Raw genomic sequence first — 16,997 nt, forward strand, 5'->3', positions numbered from 1 at the left:
GTGAGCAGCGAGAACACACAGACCGAGACCGTCGAGACCGACACCGGCCCCGCCCGCGTCACGTGGCACCCGGCGAAGAGGCCCCGCCTCGTGCTGGGCCTGAGTCACGGCGCCGGCGGCGGCATCGAGGCGCGCGACCTGAGGGCACTGGCGGCCGTACTGCCCACGCACGGCGTGACCGTCGCCCTCGTCGAGCAGCCCTGGCGGGTGGCCGGCCGGAAGCTCGCGCCCGCACCGAAGACCCTGGACGCCGGCTGGCGGGGCATCTGGCCCGCGCTGGCCGCGCCCGGGCTGCCGGTGATCTCGGGCGGCCGCAGCGCCGGCGCCCGCGTCGCCTGCCGCACCGCCGCCGAACTGGGCGCCCGTGCCGTCCTCGCCCTGAGCTTCCCGCTGCACCCGCCGGGCAAGCCGGAGAAGTCCCGCGCGGAGGAACTGCTCGGGGCCGGGGTGCCGACCCTCGTCGTCCAGGGCGGCAACGACCCGTTCGGCCGGCCGGAGGAGTTCCCCGGGGCCCCGGAGGGCACCTACGGCCTGATCGAGGTGGCGCACGGAGACCACGGCTTCGCCGTGCCCAAGCGAGCGGAGACCACCCAGGAACGGGCCCTGGAAGTGATCACCGACGGGGTAGTGGAGTGGGTCGGCTCACTCGGGTGACGGCCCGGGAATGACCGGCGGACGACCACTGTTGTGGCGGACATACCGTGCTGGGCACCAGCAACGACGCCGTACGAGAGGAAGTCCGCCGCATGGCATCAGCCTTCTGCCCGAGTCGCAGCAGCCGCGCCGACCTGGACTGGACAGTGCTGCACGCGGCGAAGACCGCTCCCGTCCGGGCGACGGGCGGACCCGACCGGCAGGCGTCACCTGCCGCGGGACAAGCGCCCTCGACCGTTGGACAAGCGTTCCCGACCGCAGGTCGTCTATCCTCCGATTCGAGCGGGGCCGCATTCGGCTCCGTGACGTCACTGGAGGAGGTGGGTCCGGTCACTGGGACCGACGCAGGGACCGAACACGGCCAGGCGGAGCAGCCCGAGGGCCGGGGCACGGGCGCGGAGTCGACCGCGGAGCGCAGCGCGCGCTTCGAGCGGGACGCGCTGGAGTTCCTCGACCAGATGTACTCGGCCGCGCTGCGCATGACGCGTAACCCGGCCGACGCCGAGGACCTGGTGCAGGAGACCTACGCCAAGGCGTACGCGTCCTTCCACCAGTTCCGCGAGGGCACCAACCTCAAGGCGTGGCTGTACCGCATCCTCACCAACACCTTCATCAACTCGTACCGCAAGAAGCAGCGCGAACCCCAGCGCAGCGCGGCCGAGGAGATCGAGGACTGGCAGCTCGCGCGCGCCGAGTCGCACATGTCGACGGGGCTGCGCTCCGCGGAGTCGCAGGCGCTGGACCACCTGCCCGACTCGGACGTGAAGCAGGCGCTGCAGGCGATCCCCGAGGAGTTCCGTATCGCCGTGTACCTGGCGGACGTCGAGGGCTTTGCCTACAAGGAGATCGCCGACATCATGGGGACACCCATCGGTACGGTGATGTCCCGGCTGCACCGTGGACGGCGTCAGCTGCGCGGCATGCTGGAGGACTACGCCCGCGACCGCGGCCTGGTCCCGGCCGGTGCCGGAGAGTCGAACGAAGCGAAAGGCTCGGGGTCATGAGCTGCGGAGAGCCGCACGAGACGGATTGCAGCGAAATCCTCGATCATCTCTACGAGTTCCTCGACAAAGAGATGCCGGACTCGGACTGCGTGAAGTTCGAGCACCACTTCGAGGAGTGCTCGCCGTGCCTGGAGAAGTACGGGCTGGAGCAGGCCGTGAAGAAGCTGGTCAAGCGGTGCTGCGGGCAGGACGACGTACCGGGTGACCTGCGGTCCAAGGTCATGGGCCGGATCGACCTGATCCGCTCCGGGCAGTCCGTGCCCGAACACGACGTCACCGCCGCGCCGCCGGCTCCGCAGGAGTCCTGAGGCGGTCCGGACCGGTCCCCGCCCGTGACGTGGCCCGTCACGGGCCACGTCACTCGTACGTGCTAATCCGCGGGTTATCTGCCCGCGTTCCCCCTGTCGCCGTCCTAGGCTCCGGAGCCTGACAGGCATGGCCGGGGGAGGGGCTCATGGACGCCGTACCGGCACGGGCGCGGGTGTACGTCGCCGGCGTGGTCCTCGCCGCTCTGGTCTGTCTGCGCCCGCTGCCGGAGGCGGACGCGCCCTGGTGGGCCGTGTCGCTGCTCGCCGGGCTGTGCGCGGGCGCGGAACTGGCCGCCCGTTCGGCCCGGTCCTGTTTCTTCGGCACCTGCTACCCCGTCCTGCTCGCCGGGGCCTTCCTGCTGCCACCGGCCGCCGCCGCGCTCGTGGCGCTGCCCGGGGCCCTGCTGTCGCCCGTGGCGCAGCGCCCCGTCGCGCTGCGGCGCGTCTGGCGGGCCGCGCAGCTGACGCTCGCCGTGTGGGCGGCCGCACGGGTGCACGGGGAGCTCGGCGGGCCGGACGCGGTCGTCGCGGCCGACTTCCCGTACGCGCTGGTGCCGGCGGGGGCCGCGGCGCTGGCGTTCTGCCTGGTGCTGACCCTGCTGGACGGCGGTATCTCGGTGCTGGCGGACCGGGTGCCCGCACGCCGGGCCTGGCGCGGGCTGTTCTCCCGGTCACCGGCGCCGATCGCCGTGCACGGTCTCGCCGGGCTGATGATGGCCGTCCTGTGGCGCAGCCCGTACGGGGCCGTCGCCGCGCTGCTCGTGCTGCTGCCCATGTGCGTGGCGTGGTGGGCGTTCGCCCAGTACCACCGGGAGCGGGCCGCCCACCAGGCGACCATCCGCGCCCTGGTGCAGGCCGTCGACATCAAGGACGGCTACACGCGCGGGCACAGCGAGCGCGTCGGACAGGCATCCATGATGATCGCCCGGGAGCTGGGCATGGACGACGAGCGCGTCGAGACGCTCCGCTTCGCCGGGATCCTGCACGACGTGGGCAAGCTCGGCGTGCCCACCCGGTTGCTGCGCAAGGACGGGCCGCTGACGCCCGAGGAGCGCCGGGTGATCGAGCTGCACCCCGAGTACGGGCACGAGATGGTGCGCGGCATCCGCTTCCTGGGGGAGGCCCGGGCCGCCGTCCTCCACCACCACGAACGACTGGACGGCAGCGGCTACCCCTACGGCCTCACCGGCGACCGCATCCCGGAATCGGCCCGGGTGGTGGCCGTCGCCGACGCCTTCGACGCGATGACGTCCACGCGCTCCTACCGCAGGGCCCGGCCCGTCGCGGCGGCCGTGGCGGAGCTCCAGCGGTGTGCCGGGGCCCAGTTCGACCCGCGGATGGTCGGGGCGCTGGTCCGGGCGCTGGGCCGCCACGGCTGGCGCCCGGCCGTGACGGCGGACGGCACGCCGGCCGGCCCCGCGGACGTGATCCCGGGCAGCCGGGGCGAAGGGGTGCGCGACGGCGTCGGACGGGGGGCGCGGTGACGGGGGAGTCGGGACGGGGCACCGGCGGCGGGGGCAGGGCGTGACGGCGTCACCGTACGGGCCCCTGTCCGCGTACCGGCCCCGGCCGCCGGCGGCGCACACCCTGGTCCCGGTGTGCGCCGGGCTTGTCGCGCTCGCCTCGCTCGCGTCCGTCCTGTGGTCGGGACCGGTGGACCGGCCCGTCGCGCTGGCCTTCGGCGTTCTCGTCGTCCTCGGTGAGCTGACCCGGGGGACCGGGGCCGGGGCCCGGGAGGCCGCGCCGCTCGGAGCCGCCGGAGCGATGGCGTACGCGCTGCTCGGAGAGGTCGCCGGGCGGCCCATGCAGCACGGCGCCGGCCAGACCGTCGCCGTCGTGCTCGCCGCCTCGCTGCTCGGCAGCGTCCCCCGCATCGCACGCGGCGGCGGACCCGTGCTGGACCCTCTGGCGCGACGCGTGCTCACCGTCGCCTTCGCCGCCGTGTGCTTCCGGCCGCTCCACAACCAGGGCGTCTTCCACGACTGGAGCGGTCCCGCCCACGTGCTGCTGCTCGTCGCGCTGCTGGCCCTGACCGCGCTGTGCGAGGCCCTGCTCGCCGCGGCCCCGGCGCACGCGCGGACCGGGTGGCCCTTCGGCCCGCTGCTGCGCGAGGAGCTGCGCGGCATGGTCGGCATCACGTCCGCGGTGTGCGCGACCGGGGCGGTGATGGCGCTCGCGGTGGCCGTCGCGGGACTGTGGGCGCTCCCCGTCCTCTGCGTTCCGCTGCTCCTCACCCACCTGTCCTATCGGCGGTACGCGGCCGTGCGGGCCACCTACCGGCAGACCATCGCCTCCCTGGCCCGGGCCACCGAGATCGCCGGGTACACCCCGGCCGGGCACGCCCGCCGCGTCGCCGAGCTCAGCGGCGCCGTCGGGCGCGACCTGGGGCTCTCCGGTGCCGATCTGACCGTGCTGGAGTACGCGGCCCTCATGCACGACATCGGCCAGCTGAGCCTCGTCGACCCGGTGCCGGCCGGAGCCACCGCCTGCCTGCCCCGCGCGGAGCAGCGGCGCATCGCCCTGCTCGGCGGGGCCGTCGTCCGCCAGACCGGGGTCGACGCGGCGGTGGCGGTGGTGGTGGAGCGCCAGGCCGACCCCTGCCGGGAGCAGCCGGTCGCCGCGCGGATCGTGCGGGCCGTCAACGCGTACGAGGAGAAGGCACGGGACGCCGGTCCCGGCGGCGGCCTCAAAGCGCTGGAGGAGCTGCGCCTGGCCGTCGCGGACGACTACGCTCCCGACGTCGTGGAGGCGCTGGCCCGGGTGCTCTCCCGGCAGGGAGGGACGACGCGTGAGCGGCTTCGTCGAGGGCAGGGACGGGACGAGGACGGGCAGTCTTACCGGGCCCGCTACTGGGTAACCCATGGGTAATGAGCGACCTCGTGGCCGTACGTGGTTGGATGCGAAGGAGAAGGTGTCCGGGGGCGCGGGAAGGCACAGCCAGCCCACAGAACGGAACTGGCAGGCGGGAATCGTGAGGATCTTCGGCAAGGGACGGCACCGGCCCTCCGCCTCCTGGCGGCAGGCCACCGACCGGGCGTTCACACTGATCGGCGACGGCCGGTACGAGGATGCCGGCGCGCTGCTCACGCGCGCCGCCGACCTGGAACCCTGGCTGTCGGAGTCCTGGTTCAACCTCGCCCTGCTGCACAAGTTCCGGCACGACTGGGAGCAGGCCAGGGCGGCCGGCCTGCGGGCCGTGGCGCTGCTCGACCGGGACATCGGCGCGCCCGACTGGTGGAACGTCGGCATCGCGGCGACCGCCCTGCAGGACTGGCCGCTGGCCCGCCGGGCCTGGCAGGCCTACGGGCTGCGCACCCCGGGGAACGCGACGGACGCGGGCGAGCCGCTCGGCATGGAGCTCGGCAGCGCTGCCGTACGGCTGTCCCCGGAGGGCGAGGCCGAGGTCGTCTGGGGACGGCGGCTGGACCCCGCCCGCATCGAGGTGCTGTCCATCCCGCTGCCCTCCTCCGGCCGGCGCTGGGGTGAGGTCGTCCTCCACGACGGGGTGCCGCACGGGGAACGCACCACCACCGCCGGGCACGCCTACCCGGTCTTCGACGAGATCGAGCTGTGGGCGCCGTCGCCCGTGCCGACCTGGGTCGTCCTCCTGGAGGCCGCCACCGAGGCAGACCGTGACGCCCTGGAGCAGCTCGCCGCCGACGCCGGGTTCGCCGCCGAGGACTGGTCGTCGTCGGTCCGGCTGCTGTGCCGGATGTGCTCGGAGTCGCGGATGCCGTCCGACGAGGGCGAGGGCGAGCACCTCGACCCGCACGACCACAGCGAACCGGGACATCCCGGGCCTCTCGGCCACCGCACCGACGGGCAGCTGTGGGTGCCCGAGCGGGAGTGCGGGGTCGCGGCGCCGGCCGCCCTGGTGAGGGGGCTGCTGGACGGGTGGGTCGCGGACAGCCCGGACTCGCGCGACTGGCGGGACCTGGAAGAGGTCTGCTGAGGGCGTCCCTTCGCCGTCCGTCCCGCGTGGCCGGCCGCGCCCACGCGGCGGAGCCGCACACCGACACGGTCCCGCGCCCCCGCGGAGCGCGATCCCCGTACCCTGTATCAGGCATCACCCCCGGTTTTATCCAGGAAGGCACACGTCGGTCATGGCGCAGCAGGACACCGATCAGCAGCACGCGGGCGTGCTCCCCGTGGACGACGACGGGTTCGTCGTCGACACCGAGGAGTGCGAGGAGCGCGAGACGGCCTGGCGGGAGCGCGGCACCTCGCGTCCGATCACGGTGGTCGGCAACCCGGTGCTGCACAAGGAGTGCGAGGACGTCACCGACTTCGGCGAGGAGTTCCAGCAGCTGGTCGCGGACATGTTCGCCAGCCAGCGCACCGCCGAGGGCGTCGGCCTCGCCGCCAACCAGATCGGCGTCGCCAAGAAGGTCTTCGTCTACGACTGCCCCGACGACGAGGGCGTGCGCCACGTCGGCGTGGTCTGCAACCCGCGGCTCGTCGAACTGCCCGCCGACCGGCGCCGGCTGGACGACAGCAACGAGGGCTGCCTGTCCGTGCCCACCGCCTACGCGCCGCTCGCCCGCCCCGACTACGCCGAGGTGACCGGGCAGGACGAGCAGGGCAACCCGGTCAAGGTGCGCGGCACCGGCTACTTCGCACGGTGTTTGCAGCACGAGACGGACCACCTGTACGGGTACCTCTACATCGACCGGCTCTCCAAGCGTGAACGCAAGGAAGCGCTGCGGCAGATGGCCGAGAACGAGCCGCGCTACCCCGTGGTCGCGAACGACTGACACCGCCCCACCGGTCATCCGTCTTCCGTACGTACGGCGCCTGTTCGGGACTCCCCGAGCGGGCGCCGTACGTCTGTCGGAACCTGCCACACAACAGGAGGATTCCGGCACCGGGGGGTAGTGAATGGAGCAAATCCGTTCCCATAGCGGTCAGTTGTGGTGCTGAATAGGAAGCGCGGGGATACGCAACGGCGCACGCCCCGCTCAGCGCGAGGGGTGCGCCACCGGCGGCTGAGAGGGGTTTGTTCGTGCATGCTTTCCCACACGGCACCACAGCGGCACCGACCGCGATCGCAGTACCGCCATCGCTCCGCCTTCCGGTGATCGAAGCGGCTTTTCCCCGGCGGCTGCACCCGTATTGGCCGAGGCTCCAGGAGAAGACCCGTACCTGGCTGCTCGAAAAACGGCTCATGCCGGCGGACAAGGTCGCGGAATATGCCGACGGTCTGTGCTACACGGACCTCATGGCCGGGTACTACCTGGGTGCGCCCGACGAGGTCCTGCAGGCGATAGCGGACTTCAGCGCCTGGTTCTTCGTCTGGGACGACCGGCACGACCGCGACATCGTCCACGACCGCCCCGGCGCCTGGCGGCGCCTGCGGAACCAGCTGCACGCGGCACTCGACTCTCCCGGCGACCACCTGCACCACGAGGACACCCTGGTCGCCGGATTCGCCGACAGTGTGCGGCGGTTGTACGCCTTCCTGCCGCCGCCGGCGCAGTGGAACGCCCGGTTCACCCGGCACTTCCACGCGGTGATCGAGGCGTACGACCGGGAATTCCACAACCGGACCCGCGGGATCGTGCCCGGTGTGGCGGAGTACCTCGAACTGCGCCGGCTCACCTTCGCCCACTGGATCTGGACCGATCTGCTGGAGCCGAGCGCGGGCTGCGAACTTCCGGACGCCGTTCGGAAACACCCGGCCTACAGTCGCGCGGCGTTGTTGAGTCAGGAATTCGCCGCCTGGTACAACGACCTCTGCTCACTGCCGAAGGAAATAGCGGGCGACGAGGTGCACAATCTCGGTATCAGCCTCATCACCCATCACGGACTGACCCTGGAGGAATCCATCGGAGAAGTCCGGCGACGCGTGGAGGAATGCATCACCGAATTCCTCGACGTGGAACAGGACGCAATGCGGTTCGCCGACGAACTCGACGACGGAACCGTGCGCGGGAAGGAACTGAGCGGTGCCGTGCGGGCCGGCGTCGGCAATATGCGGAACTGGTTCAGCTCCGTCTACTGGTTCCACCACGAGTCCGGTCGGTACATGGTCGACAACTGGGACGACCGGTCCACGCCCCCGTACGTCAACAACGAAGCGGCAGGTGAGAAATGACCGTCCAGTCCTCCCCCGAGTCCCCGGCTTCGGCCGGACAAAGCGCGACCGCGTCCCCCGCGGTCCGGGACGAAGCGACACCGGAGCTGCGCCGGCCGCCCGTTGCGGGCGGCGGCGTCCCCCTCCTCGGCCACGGCTGGAGGCTGGCCCGCGACCCGCTGGCCTTCATGTCCCAGCTGCGCGACCACGGCGACATCGTGCGGATCAAGCTCGGCCCGAAGACCGTCTACGCGGTCACCGCACCGGAACTCACGGGCGCCCTGGCCCTGAGCCCCGACTACCACATAGCCGGTCCGCTCTGGGAGTCCCTGGAGGGCCTGCTCGGCAAGGAGGGCGTGGCCACCGCCAACGGCCCGCTCCACCGCCGGCAGCGGCGCACCATGCAGCCGGCCTTCCGGCTCGACGCCATCCCCGCCTACGGGCCGATCATGGAGGAGGAGGCGCACGCCCTCGCCGAGCGCTGGCAGCCGGGGCGGACCGTCGACGCCACCTCCGAGTCCTTCCGCGTCGCCGTGCGCGTCGCGGCCCGCTGCCTGCTGCGCGGCCAGTACATGGACGAGCGGGCCGAGCGGCTGTGCGTCGCGCTCGCCACCGTCTTCCGGGGCATGTACCGGCGGATGGTCGTCCCGCTGGGCCCTCTCTACCGGCTGCCGCTTCCGGCCAATCGCGAATTCAACAACGCGCTGGCCGATTTGCACCTCCTGGTCGACGAGATCATCGCCGAGCGCCGCGCATCCGGTCAAAAGCCGGACGATTTGCTGACGGCGTTGCTGGAGGCGAAGGACGACAATGGGGACCCGATCGGGGAACAGGAGATCCACGACCAGGTGGTCGCGATACTCACCCCCGGCAGTGAAACCATCGCCTCCACGATCATGTGGTTGCTGCAGGCACTTGCCGACCACCCGGAACATGCCGACCGCATACACGACGAAGTCCGGGCGGTCACCGGAGGACGTCCCGTCGCATTCGAGGACGTCCGCAAGCTCACCCACACGAACAATGTCATCGTGGAAGCCATGCGTTTGCGTCCCGCCGTGTGGGTATTGACGCGTCGCACGGTGGTCGAGACCGAACTCGGTGGCTATCGCATTCCGGCCGGATCGGACATCATCTACAGTCCGTACGCAATCCAGCGCGATGCGAAGTCGTACGCCGACAACCTGCGGTTCGACCCGGACCGATGGATTCCGGAACGTGCGACGGATGTGCCGAAATACGCCATGAAGCCGTTCAGTGTCGGCAATCGGAAGTGCCCTAGCGACCACTTCTCGATGGCTCAGCTGACCCTGATCACGGCGGCCCTCGCCTCGAAGTACCGCTTCGAGCAGGTGGCCGGCTCCAACGACGCGGTCCGCGTGGGCATCACCCTCCGTCCGCACGATCTGCTGGTCAGGCCGGTGGCGCGGTGACGCTCAGGCCGCCGCCTCCGGGCCGCGGAAGGTACGCCGGTAGGCGTGCGGTGTGGTGTCCAGGGCCCTGACGAACTGGTGCCTGAGGGCCGCCGCCGTACCGAATCCGGTGCGCCACGCGATCGCGTCCATCGTCTCGTCCGTCGCCTCCAGCAGCCGCTGGGCCAGCAGCACGCGCTGGCGCAGTATCCAGCGGTAGGGAGTCGTCCCCGTCTCCTGCTGGAAGCGGCGGGCGAAGGTGCGCGGGGACATGCGCGCCCGCGCCGCCAGCTGGTCGACGGTCACCTCCTCGTCGAGGTGCTGCTCCATCCAGGACAGCACCTCGCCGACGGTGTCGCAGGAGGAGCGCGGCAGCGGCCGTTCGATGTACTGGGCCTGACCACCGTCCCGGTGCGGCGGCACGACCATGCGCCGGGCGATCTTGTTGGCGACCTCCGTCCCCTGTTCCTTGCGGACGATGTGCAGACAGGCGTCGATGCCTGCGGCGGTGCCGGCACTGGTGATCACCGGGTCCTCGTCCACGTAGAGCACGTCGGGAGCCACGGAGACCCGTGGGTACTGCCGGGCCAGCTCGGCCGCGTGGTGCCAGTGCACCGCGCACCGCCGCCCGTCCAGCAGGCCGGCGGCGCCCAGCACGAACACCCCGGAGCACACGCTCAGCACCCGCGCGCCCCGCTCCACCGCCCGCCGCAGGGCGTCCAGCAGCTCCGGCGGGTACTCCCGGCGGGCGAAGTCGCTCCCCGCCGGCACGGTGATCAGGTCGGCCTCCTCCAGCCGCTCCAGCCCGTACGGCGTGGAGACGGTCAGTCCGCCGACATGGGTGGTCAGCTCGGGACCCTCCGCGGAGACCACCGCGAAGTCGTACCGCGGCAGGCCCTCGTCGCTGCGGTCGACGCCGAAGACCTCGCAGACGACACCGAGTTCGAAAGGATGCGCACCGTCCAGCAGGACGGCCGCCACGTTCTGCAGCATGCCGACAGTGTGCCTCGGAAGTGGCAGGAAATCGAGGCCCTGCGGCAGTCCTGCCACTCCCGGTAAGGAGTCCGGAGCGCGACAGTAGTGTCATGACCGGAAACCAGATGGAAGCCCTGATCGGAATGCTCGTGACCTTCGGACTCCTGGTCCTCATGGTCCTCCCCTCGGCGATCGGCATCGTGCGCGAGAGGCGCATCGACCGTCAGCTCAGGGAGGCCCGGGAGAACCGGCGGGAGGGGGAGAGGCCTCGCCCGACTCAGAAGTCCTCGGACAGGTCGACGGTGCCCTCCACCGCGACCTGGTACGCCGAGGGCCGCCGCTCGAAGAAGTTGGTCAGCTCCTGAACCCCCTGCAGCTCCATGAAGGAGAAGGGGTTCTCGGAGCCGTACACCGGGGCGAAGCCGAGCCGCGTCAGACGCTGGTCGGCGACGCACTCCAGGTACTCCCGCATCGAGTCGGTGTTCATCCCCGGGAGGCCGTCACCGCACAGGTCGCGCGCGAACTGCAGCTCGGCCTCGACGGCCTCCCGCAGCATGTCGGTGACCTCCTGCCGGAGCTGGTCGTCGAACAGCTCCGGCTCCTCCTTGCGCACGGTGTCCACGACGTCGAAGGCGAAGGACATGTGCATGGTCTCGTCCCGGAACACCCAGTTGGTGCCGGTGGCCAGGCCGTGCAGCAGACCACGGCTGCGGAACCAGTAGACGTAGGCGAAGGCGCCGTAGAAGAACAGGCCCTCGATGCATGCGGCGAAGCAGATGAGGTTGAGCAGGAAACGGCGGCGGTCCGCCCGGGTCTCCAGCCGGTCGATCGACTCGACCGAGTCCATCCACCTGAAGCAGAACTCGGCCTTCTCGCGGATGGAGGGGATGTTCTCCACGGCCGCGAAGGCGGCGGCCCGGTCGTCCGGGTCGGGCAGGTAGGTGTCCAGGAGCGTCAGGTAGAACTGGACGTGCACGGCCTCCTCGAAGAGCTGGCGGGACAGGTACAGCCGCGCCTCGGGGGAGTTGATGTGCTTGTAGAGGGTGAGCACCAGGTTGTTCGCCACGATCGAGTCGCCGGTGGCGAAGAAGGCCACCAGCCGTCCGATCAGGTGCTGCTCCATGGGGCTGAGCTTCGCCAGGTCGGTGACGTCCGAGTGGAGGTCGACCTCCTCGACGTGCCAGGTGTTCTTGATGGCGTCCCGGTAGCGCTCGTAGAAGTCCGGGTAGCGCATGGGGCGCAGGGTCAGTTCGAAGCCCGGGTCGAGCAGGTTCTTGGTGTTCATCACTGGCAGGCCTCGCAGGACTCGGGGTTTTCCAGGGAGCAGGCGACCGCTTCGGGGTCGGGGGCCTGCTGTGCGGGGACGGTGGCCCGGGCGGCGGCGCGGGCGATGCGGGTCGCCGGGCGGGAGCGCAGGTAGTACGTGGTCTTCAGGCCCTGCTTCCAGGCGTACGCGTACATCGAGGAGAGCTTCCCGATGGTCGGCGTCTCCAGGAACAGGTTCAGCGACTGGGCCTGGTCGAGGTACGGGGTGCGGGCGGCGGCCATGTCGATCAGGCCGCGCTGCGGGATCTCCCAGGCGGTGCGGTACAGGGCGCGGACGTCCTCGGGGATCCAGGAGAAGCCCTGCACCGAGCCGTTGGCCTCGCGCAGCGCCTCGCGGGTGCGGGCGTCCCACACGCCGAGCCGCTTGAGGTCGTCCACCAGGTACGAGTTGACCTGGAGGAACTCGCCGGAGAGCGTCTCGCGCTTGAAGAGGTTGGACACCTGCGGCTCGATGCACTCGTAGGCGCCCACGATCGAGGCGATGGTGGCGGTCGGCGCGATCGCCAGGAGCAGGGAGTTGCGCAGTCCGGTGGTCGCCATGCGCTCGCGCAGTGCCGCCCAGCGCTCCGGCCAGGTGGTCTCGACCCCGTAGTGGTCGGGGTGCAGCACGCCCCGGGCCGTCCGGGTCTTCTCCCAGGCCGGCAGCGGGCCGTTGCGCTCGGCGAGGTCGGTGGAGGTCTCGTAGGCCGCGAGCATGATCCGCTCGGCGATGCGGGTGGAGAGCGCCTTCGCCTCGGGGGAGTCGAAGGGCAGGCGCAGCTGGAAGAAGACGTCCTGCAGGCCCATCGCGCCGAGGCCGACCGGTCGCCAGCGGGCGTTGGAGCGGCCCGCCTGCTCGGTCGGGTAGAAGTTGATGTCGACGACCCGGTCCAGGAAGGTGACGGCGGTGCGGACGGTGGCGTCCAGCCGCTCCCAGTCGAGGTCGCCCGCGGCGACGTCGACGAACGCGCCGAGGTTGACCGAGCCCAGGTTGCAGACCGCCGTCTCCCCGTCGTCGGTGACCTCCAGGATCTCCGTGCAGAGGTTGGAGGAGTGGACCACGTGGCCCGGCTCGGCGGTCTGGTTGGCGGTGCGGTTGGCGGTGTCCTTGAAGGTCATCCAGCCGTTGCCGGTCTGCGCGAGGGTGCGCATCATGCGTCCGTACAGCTCGCGGGCGGGGAGGGTCCTGCGGGCCAGTCCGGCCGCCTCCGCCTCGCGGTACGCGGCGTCGAACTCCGCGCCCCACAGGTCGACCAGCTCGGGCACGTCGGCGGGCGAGAACAGGGACCACTGCCCGTCGGCGTCCACCCGGCGCATGAACTCGTCCGGCACCCAGTGGGCGAGGTTCAGGTTGTGGGTGCGGCGGGCGTCCTCGCCGGTGTTGTCCCGCAGCTCCAGGAACTCCTCGATGTCGGCGTGCCAGGTCTCCAGGTAGACCGCCGCCGCACCCTTGCGCCGGCCGCCCTGGTTCACGGCGGCGACCGAGGCGTCCAGCGTCTTCAGGAACGGGACGATGCCGTTGGAGTGGCCGTTGGTGCCGCGGATCAGGGAGCCGCGGGAGCGGATGCGGGAGTAGGCGATGCCGATGCCGCCGGCGTGCTTGGAGAGGCGGGCCACCTGGTGGAGGCGGTCGTAGAGGGAGTCCAGCTCGTCCTTGGGGGAGTCGAGGAGGTAGCAGGACGACATCTGGGCGTGCCGGGTGCCGGAGTTGAAGAGGGTGGGGGAGGAGGGCAGGTAGTCGAGGCGGCTCATCAGCCCGTAGAGGGCGGCCACCTCGTCGGCCGCGCGGGCGGTGTCGTCCTCGGCGAGCCCGGCGGCGACACGCAGCATGAAGTACTGGGGCGTCTCGACCACCTTGCGGGTGATCGGGTGCCGGAGCAGGTAGCGGCTGTGCAGGGTGCGCAGCCCGAAGTAGCCGAAGCGGTCGTCGGCGGCCGGGTCGATCAGCGCGTCCAGGCGGTCCGCGTGCAGCCGTACGAACGCGGCCGTGCGGTCGGCGATCAGCCCCTCGCGGTGGCCGGTGGCGACCGACTCGGTGAAGGAGGCGACCCCCTGGGAGGCGGCCTCGGCGCGGATGCCGATGGTCAGCAGACGGGCGGCCAGCCTGGAGTAGACGGGGTCCTCCGAGATGAGCCCGGCCGCCGCCTCGGTGGCGAGCTCGCGCAGCTCCGCCTCGTCCGCGCGGGCGGACCGGCCGCGCAGCGCGGCGGCGGCGACCCGGCCGGGGTCGGCGCCCGGGAGGTCGGCGGTCAGCACGGTCAGGGTCCGCAGCAGCGCGGCACCGGGGCCGTCCGGTTCCCCGGTCGCCGTCACCGGGGTCGCTGAAGCCGGATCGGCTGGCGCGATGGTCACGTGGAGCACTCCCTCGCTCGGCACGGGGCCTGGCGGAGGGCAGGAGGAATCACGAGCGCACACGGCGTCGCGTCCACCGGCCCACTCCACGAGGCCCGGACGTCATGGCACCCGGGCCAAGGCGGCCGGGCGCACTGTCGGCAGGTCCTCGGACTCAAGCCCGTGCGCGGACACGTGGAGACGCGAACACGCACAAGTACACCGTTGCGGGACAGTTCCGGATTCGCACCGGATTCCCCTGCGGCGACAGCGAGCACGAGCATACATCTTGTGCCGGGCACCGCCAGCACCCCCAGATGTTGTGTCCGTGAGCGTGTCGGGAGGGTGTCAGAGCGTCAGTTCATAGGTGAGCAGGGTGAAGTCGTCCAGCTTCGGCAGGGGGTTCCAGTCGCGCTCCGGGGTGCGGGTGAAACCCAGGCGCGCGTAGAGGCGGTGGGCGCCGTGCATGGTGCGCTGGGTGGACAGCACGACCCGCGCGCAGCCCGGCACGGACCGGGCGCGGTCGACGCAGGCCCGCACCAGCGCCTCGCCGGCGCCGCGTCCGCGCGCCTCGCGGGCGACGGCGAGCATGCGTATCTCGGCCTCGCCGGGACGGGCGATGTCGGCCATCGGGCCACCGCGGGGCACGAAGGTGACGCCACCGAGCACACCGCCGTCCGATGCGGCGACCAGCACCTCGGCGGCGGCCGCCCGTCGGGCCACGGCGCGCAGCTCGTGGAGGTAGGCGTCGTCCTCCCCGAAGTCGAGGAGGCCGTCGCCCAGGTAGGCGCGCGCGGTGATCTCACCGAGGGTGTCGTACTCCTCGGCCGTGGCACGCCGGATCACGAAGTCCATGCCCCCGAGTGTGCCCGACGGGTACGACAGCGGGCCGCCGGATTTCTCCGACGGCCCGCCTGAGGGAGGGGGTCAGTGCGAGGTGCCCGCCGTGGCCGGCGGCAGCTCCACCTCGACGCCCGGGTCGCCCGCGTCCGCGGTGTAGTCGCCGGGCTTGGTCTCGTCGATGCCCTCGGGCGCCTTGAGCGCCCTCATGACGAAGGTCAGGACCACGGTGACCAGCACGTTCAGCACGAAGGCGGTGAGGCCGATGTAGCCGATCTCACCGATGCCGGGGATCTCGTCCGAGGAGCCGCCGAAGTGCTTCTGCGTCGGCGAGGCCACCCCGTACGCGGCGACCGTGCCGTAGACCATGCCGACCGCCCAGCCGCCGAGCAGGGCCCAGCGGTGGAACCAGCGGGTGAACAGGCCGCCCACCAGGGCCGGGAAGGTCTGCAGGATCCAGATGCCGCCGAGCAGCTGGAAGTTGATGGCGACCGTCTTGTCCATGCCGAGGACGAAGACCAGCGCGCCCACCTTCACCAGCAGGGACACCAGCTTGGAGACCTTCGTCTCCTGGGCCGGGGTGGCGTCCGGCTTGATGAAGTCCTTGTAGATGTTGCGGGTGAAGAGGTTGGCCGCCGCGATCGACATGATCGCCGCCGGAACCAGGGCGCCGATGCCGATCGCCGCGAAGGCCACACCGGCGAACCAGTCCGGGAACATGTTCTCGAAGAGCTGGGGGATCGCCAGCTGCCCGTTCTCCACCTTCACCCCGGCCGCGATCGCCATGAAGCCGAGCAGCGCGAGCAGGCCCAGCATCAGCGAGTACAGCGGCAGGATCGTGGTGTTGCGGCGGATCACCTCACGGCTGCGCGAGGACAGCGTCGCGGTGATCGAGTGCGGGTACATGAAGAGCGCGAGCGCCGAACCCAGCGCCAGCGTGGCGTACGTCCACTGGCCGCCGTGGTCCGGCGTCAGCGAGCCCTTGCCCGACTCGGTGAACTTGTCGCCCGCCGCCGCGAAGATGTCGTCGAAACCGCCGAGCTTGATCGGGATGTAGATGATCGCCACCGCGATGACGATGTAGATCAGCGTGTCCTTCACGAAGGCGATCAGCGCGGGCGCGCGCAGTCCCGACGAGTAGGTGTACGCCGCCAGCACGCCGAAGGCGATCAGCAGGGGCAGGTCCTTGACGAACCAGTTGGTGTCCTCGCCGCCGCCGAGGCCCATCACGTCCAGGACGGCCTGGATGCCGACCAGCTGGAGCGCGATGTACGGCATGGTGGCGAGGATGCCGGTCACGGCCACCGCCAGCGACAGCCCCTTCGAGCCGAACCGGCCGCGCACGAAGTCCGAGGTCGTCACGTAGCCGTGCTTGTGGGAGACCGACCACAGCCGGGGCAGGAAGGTGAAGATCAGCGGGTAGACCAGGATCGTGTACGGCACCGCGAAGAAGCCGGAGGCGCCGGCCGCGTAGATCGCCGCCGGGACGGCCACGAAGGTGTACGCCGTGTACAGGTCGCCGCCCAGCAGGAACCAGGTGACCCAGGTGCCGAACGAGCGGCCGCCGAGGCCCCACTCGTCGAGGCTGTGCTCGTTCTCGGCCCTGCGCCAGCGGGCGGCCAGGAAGCCCATGGCGGTGACGAGCAGGAAGAAGAAGATGAAGACGGCGAGTGCGACGCCGTTCACGCCGTCGTTCACTTGGCCCCGCCTTCCCGACGGGCGCGCTGGTCACGCTGCCACAGCTTGTAGGCGATCATCGTCAGCGCGGTGGAGATGAGCACCCACGCCATCTGGTACCAGTAGAAGAACGGGATGCCGATGAAGGCCGGGTCCGTCTTCGCGTAGGAACCGACCCAGAGCATGGCGACGAACGGTGCGACAAGGCAGAGGCCGATGACGACGCGCACCGGCGTCACCACCGGCCCTCTGCTCACTTCTGGGGCTTGTGACATACGGCGGCTCCGTCCCCTCGCTGATCACCTCGTGCAGTGCGCACGAAATGTAGGTGACGGCGTCGAGAGAGCGGAACCCCTCGTCCGTATATCGGTCCTGAACTGCAACTTCACGGTCCCGGGTGCCGGAATATGTCGGACAC

The 16,997-nt window shown here is 71.1% G+C and carries 16 protein-coding genes and 1 riboswitch; of the genes, 10 read left to right on the forward strand and 6 right to left on the reverse strand.

Translation table 11 applies throughout. From position 1 onward, the window contains the following. The 9 genes from SAM23877_RS23720 (at position 1) to SAM23877_RS23760 (ending at position 9,472) form a co-directional block, all read left to right on the forward strand. Positions 1 to 654, forward strand: coding sequence for an alpha/beta hydrolase family protein (locus SAM23877_RS23720; protein WP_053136857.1), 654 nt, complete (start codon positions 1 to 3; stop codon positions 652 to 654). Positions 655 to 974: 320 nt separating this feature from the next. Next, positions 975 to 1,658, forward strand: a complete 684-nt coding sequence (gene sigR / locus SAM23877_RS23725) for an RNA polymerase sigma factor SigR (protein WP_003973756.1) — start codon at positions 975 to 977, stop codon at positions 1,656 to 1,658. Then, on the forward strand, positions 1,655 to 1,966 hold the full coding sequence (rsrA, locus tag SAM23877_RS23730; protein ID WP_053136860.1) for a mycothiol system anti-sigma-R factor: 312 nt from the start codon (positions 1,655 to 1,657) through the stop codon (positions 1,964 to 1,966). The genes sigR and rsrA overlap by 4 nt, the downstream gene beginning before the upstream one ends. 146 nt (positions 1,967 to 2,112) lie before the next feature. Next, on the forward strand, positions 2,113 to 3,450 hold the full coding sequence (locus SAM23877_RS23735) for an HD-GYP domain-containing protein (protein WP_053136863.1): 1,338 nt from the start codon (positions 2,113 to 2,115) through the stop codon (positions 3,448 to 3,450). Between the two features lie 64 nt (positions 3,451 to 3,514). Further along, positions 3,515 to 4,834, forward strand: coding sequence for an HD-GYP domain-containing protein (locus SAM23877_RS23740; protein ID WP_079030787.1), 1,320 nt, complete (start codon positions 3,515 to 3,517; stop codon positions 4,832 to 4,834). Between the two features lie 103 nt (positions 4,835 to 4,937). Further along, positions 4,938 to 5,918, forward strand: coding sequence for a tetratricopeptide repeat protein (locus SAM23877_RS23745; RefSeq protein WP_053136866.1), 981 nt, complete (start codon positions 4,938 to 4,940; stop codon positions 5,916 to 5,918). 151 nt (positions 5,919 to 6,069) lie between these two features. Next, positions 6,070 to 6,720, forward strand: a complete 651-nt coding sequence (gene def, locus SAM23877_RS23750) for a peptide deformylase (RefSeq protein ID WP_053136869.1) — start codon at positions 6,070 to 6,072, stop codon at positions 6,718 to 6,720. A 248-nt stretch (positions 6,721 to 6,968) separates the two neighbouring features. Continuing rightward, positions 6,969 to 8,060: an epi-isozizaene synthase gene (gene cyc1 / locus SAM23877_RS23755; RefSeq protein WP_079030788.1), complete on the forward strand. Its 1,092-nt coding sequence runs from the start codon at positions 6,969 to 6,971 to the stop codon at positions 8,058 to 8,060. Next, positions 8,057 to 9,472 carry a bifunctional albaflavenone monooxygenase/terpene synthase gene (locus SAM23877_RS23760; RefSeq protein ID WP_053136875.1) on the forward strand — a complete coding sequence of 472 codons (1,416 nt, stop codon included), beginning with the start codon at positions 8,057 to 8,059 and terminating at the stop codon, positions 9,470 to 9,472. Before cyc1 ends, SAM23877_RS23760 begins: the two co-directional genes overlap by 4 nt. Positions 9,473 to 9,475: 3 nt before the next feature. Here the strand turns inward: SAM23877_RS23760 and SAM23877_RS23765 are convergent, their stop codons facing one another. Then, entirely contained in the window at positions 9,476 to 10,444 is a 969-nt protein-coding gene (locus tag SAM23877_RS23765) for a helix-turn-helix domain-containing protein (protein WP_053136878.1), read from the reverse strand. 92 nt (positions 10,445 to 10,536) lie between these two features. Between SAM23877_RS23765 and SAM23877_RS23770 the strand changes: the two genes are divergently transcribed. Then, a complete protein-coding gene (locus SAM23877_RS23770; RefSeq protein WP_053136881.1) occupies positions 10,537 to 10,791 on the forward strand; it encodes a hypothetical protein in 255 nt (84 codons plus the stop codon). On the opposite strand, the gene SAM23877_RS23775 is transcribed toward SAM23877_RS23770, so the two are convergent. The 5 genes from SAM23877_RS23775 to SAM23877_RS23795 form a co-directional block, all read right to left on the reverse strand. Beyond that, the gene (locus tag SAM23877_RS23775) at positions 10,704 to 11,711 is read right to left on the reverse strand and encodes a ribonucleotide-diphosphate reductase subunit beta (protein ID WP_053136884.1); all 1,008 of its coding nucleotides are present in this window, start codon (positions 11,709 to 11,711) and stop codon (positions 10,704 to 10,706) included. The genes SAM23877_RS23770 and SAM23877_RS23775 overlap by 88 nt on opposite strands. Next, entirely contained in the window at positions 11,711 to 14,083 is a 2,373-nt protein-coding gene (locus SAM23877_RS23780) for a ribonucleoside-diphosphate reductase subunit alpha (RefSeq protein WP_053136888.1), read from the reverse strand. Before SAM23877_RS23780 ends, SAM23877_RS23775 begins: the two co-directional genes overlap by 1 nt. Positions 14,084 to 14,205: 122 nt before the next feature. Further along, a riboswitch (cobalamin riboswitch) is annotated at positions 14,206 to 14,383 on the reverse strand. 27 nt (positions 14,384 to 14,410) lie between these two features. Beyond that, a complete protein-coding gene (locus SAM23877_RS23785; protein WP_053136891.1) occupies positions 14,411 to 14,917 on the reverse strand; it encodes a GNAT family N-acetyltransferase in 507 nt (168 codons plus the stop codon). 72 nt (positions 14,918 to 14,989) lie between these two features. After that, positions 14,990 to 16,600, reverse strand: coding sequence for a monocarboxylate uptake permease MctP (gene mctP, locus SAM23877_RS23790; protein ID WP_053136894.1), 1,611 nt, complete (start codon positions 16,598 to 16,600; stop codon positions 14,990 to 14,992). Next, positions 16,597 to 16,854, reverse strand: a complete 258-nt coding sequence (locus tag SAM23877_RS23795) for a DUF3311 domain-containing protein (RefSeq protein WP_079030392.1) — start codon at positions 16,852 to 16,854, stop codon at positions 16,597 to 16,599. Before SAM23877_RS23795 ends, mctP begins: the two co-directional genes overlap by 4 nt. Between the last annotated feature and the right edge of the window lie 143 nt (positions 16,855 to 16,997).

The organism is Streptomyces ambofaciens ATCC 23877 (assembly GCF_001267885.1).
Taxonomy (GTDB): Bacteria; Actinomycetota; Actinomycetes; order Streptomycetales; family Streptomycetaceae; genus Streptomyces; species Streptomyces ambofaciens.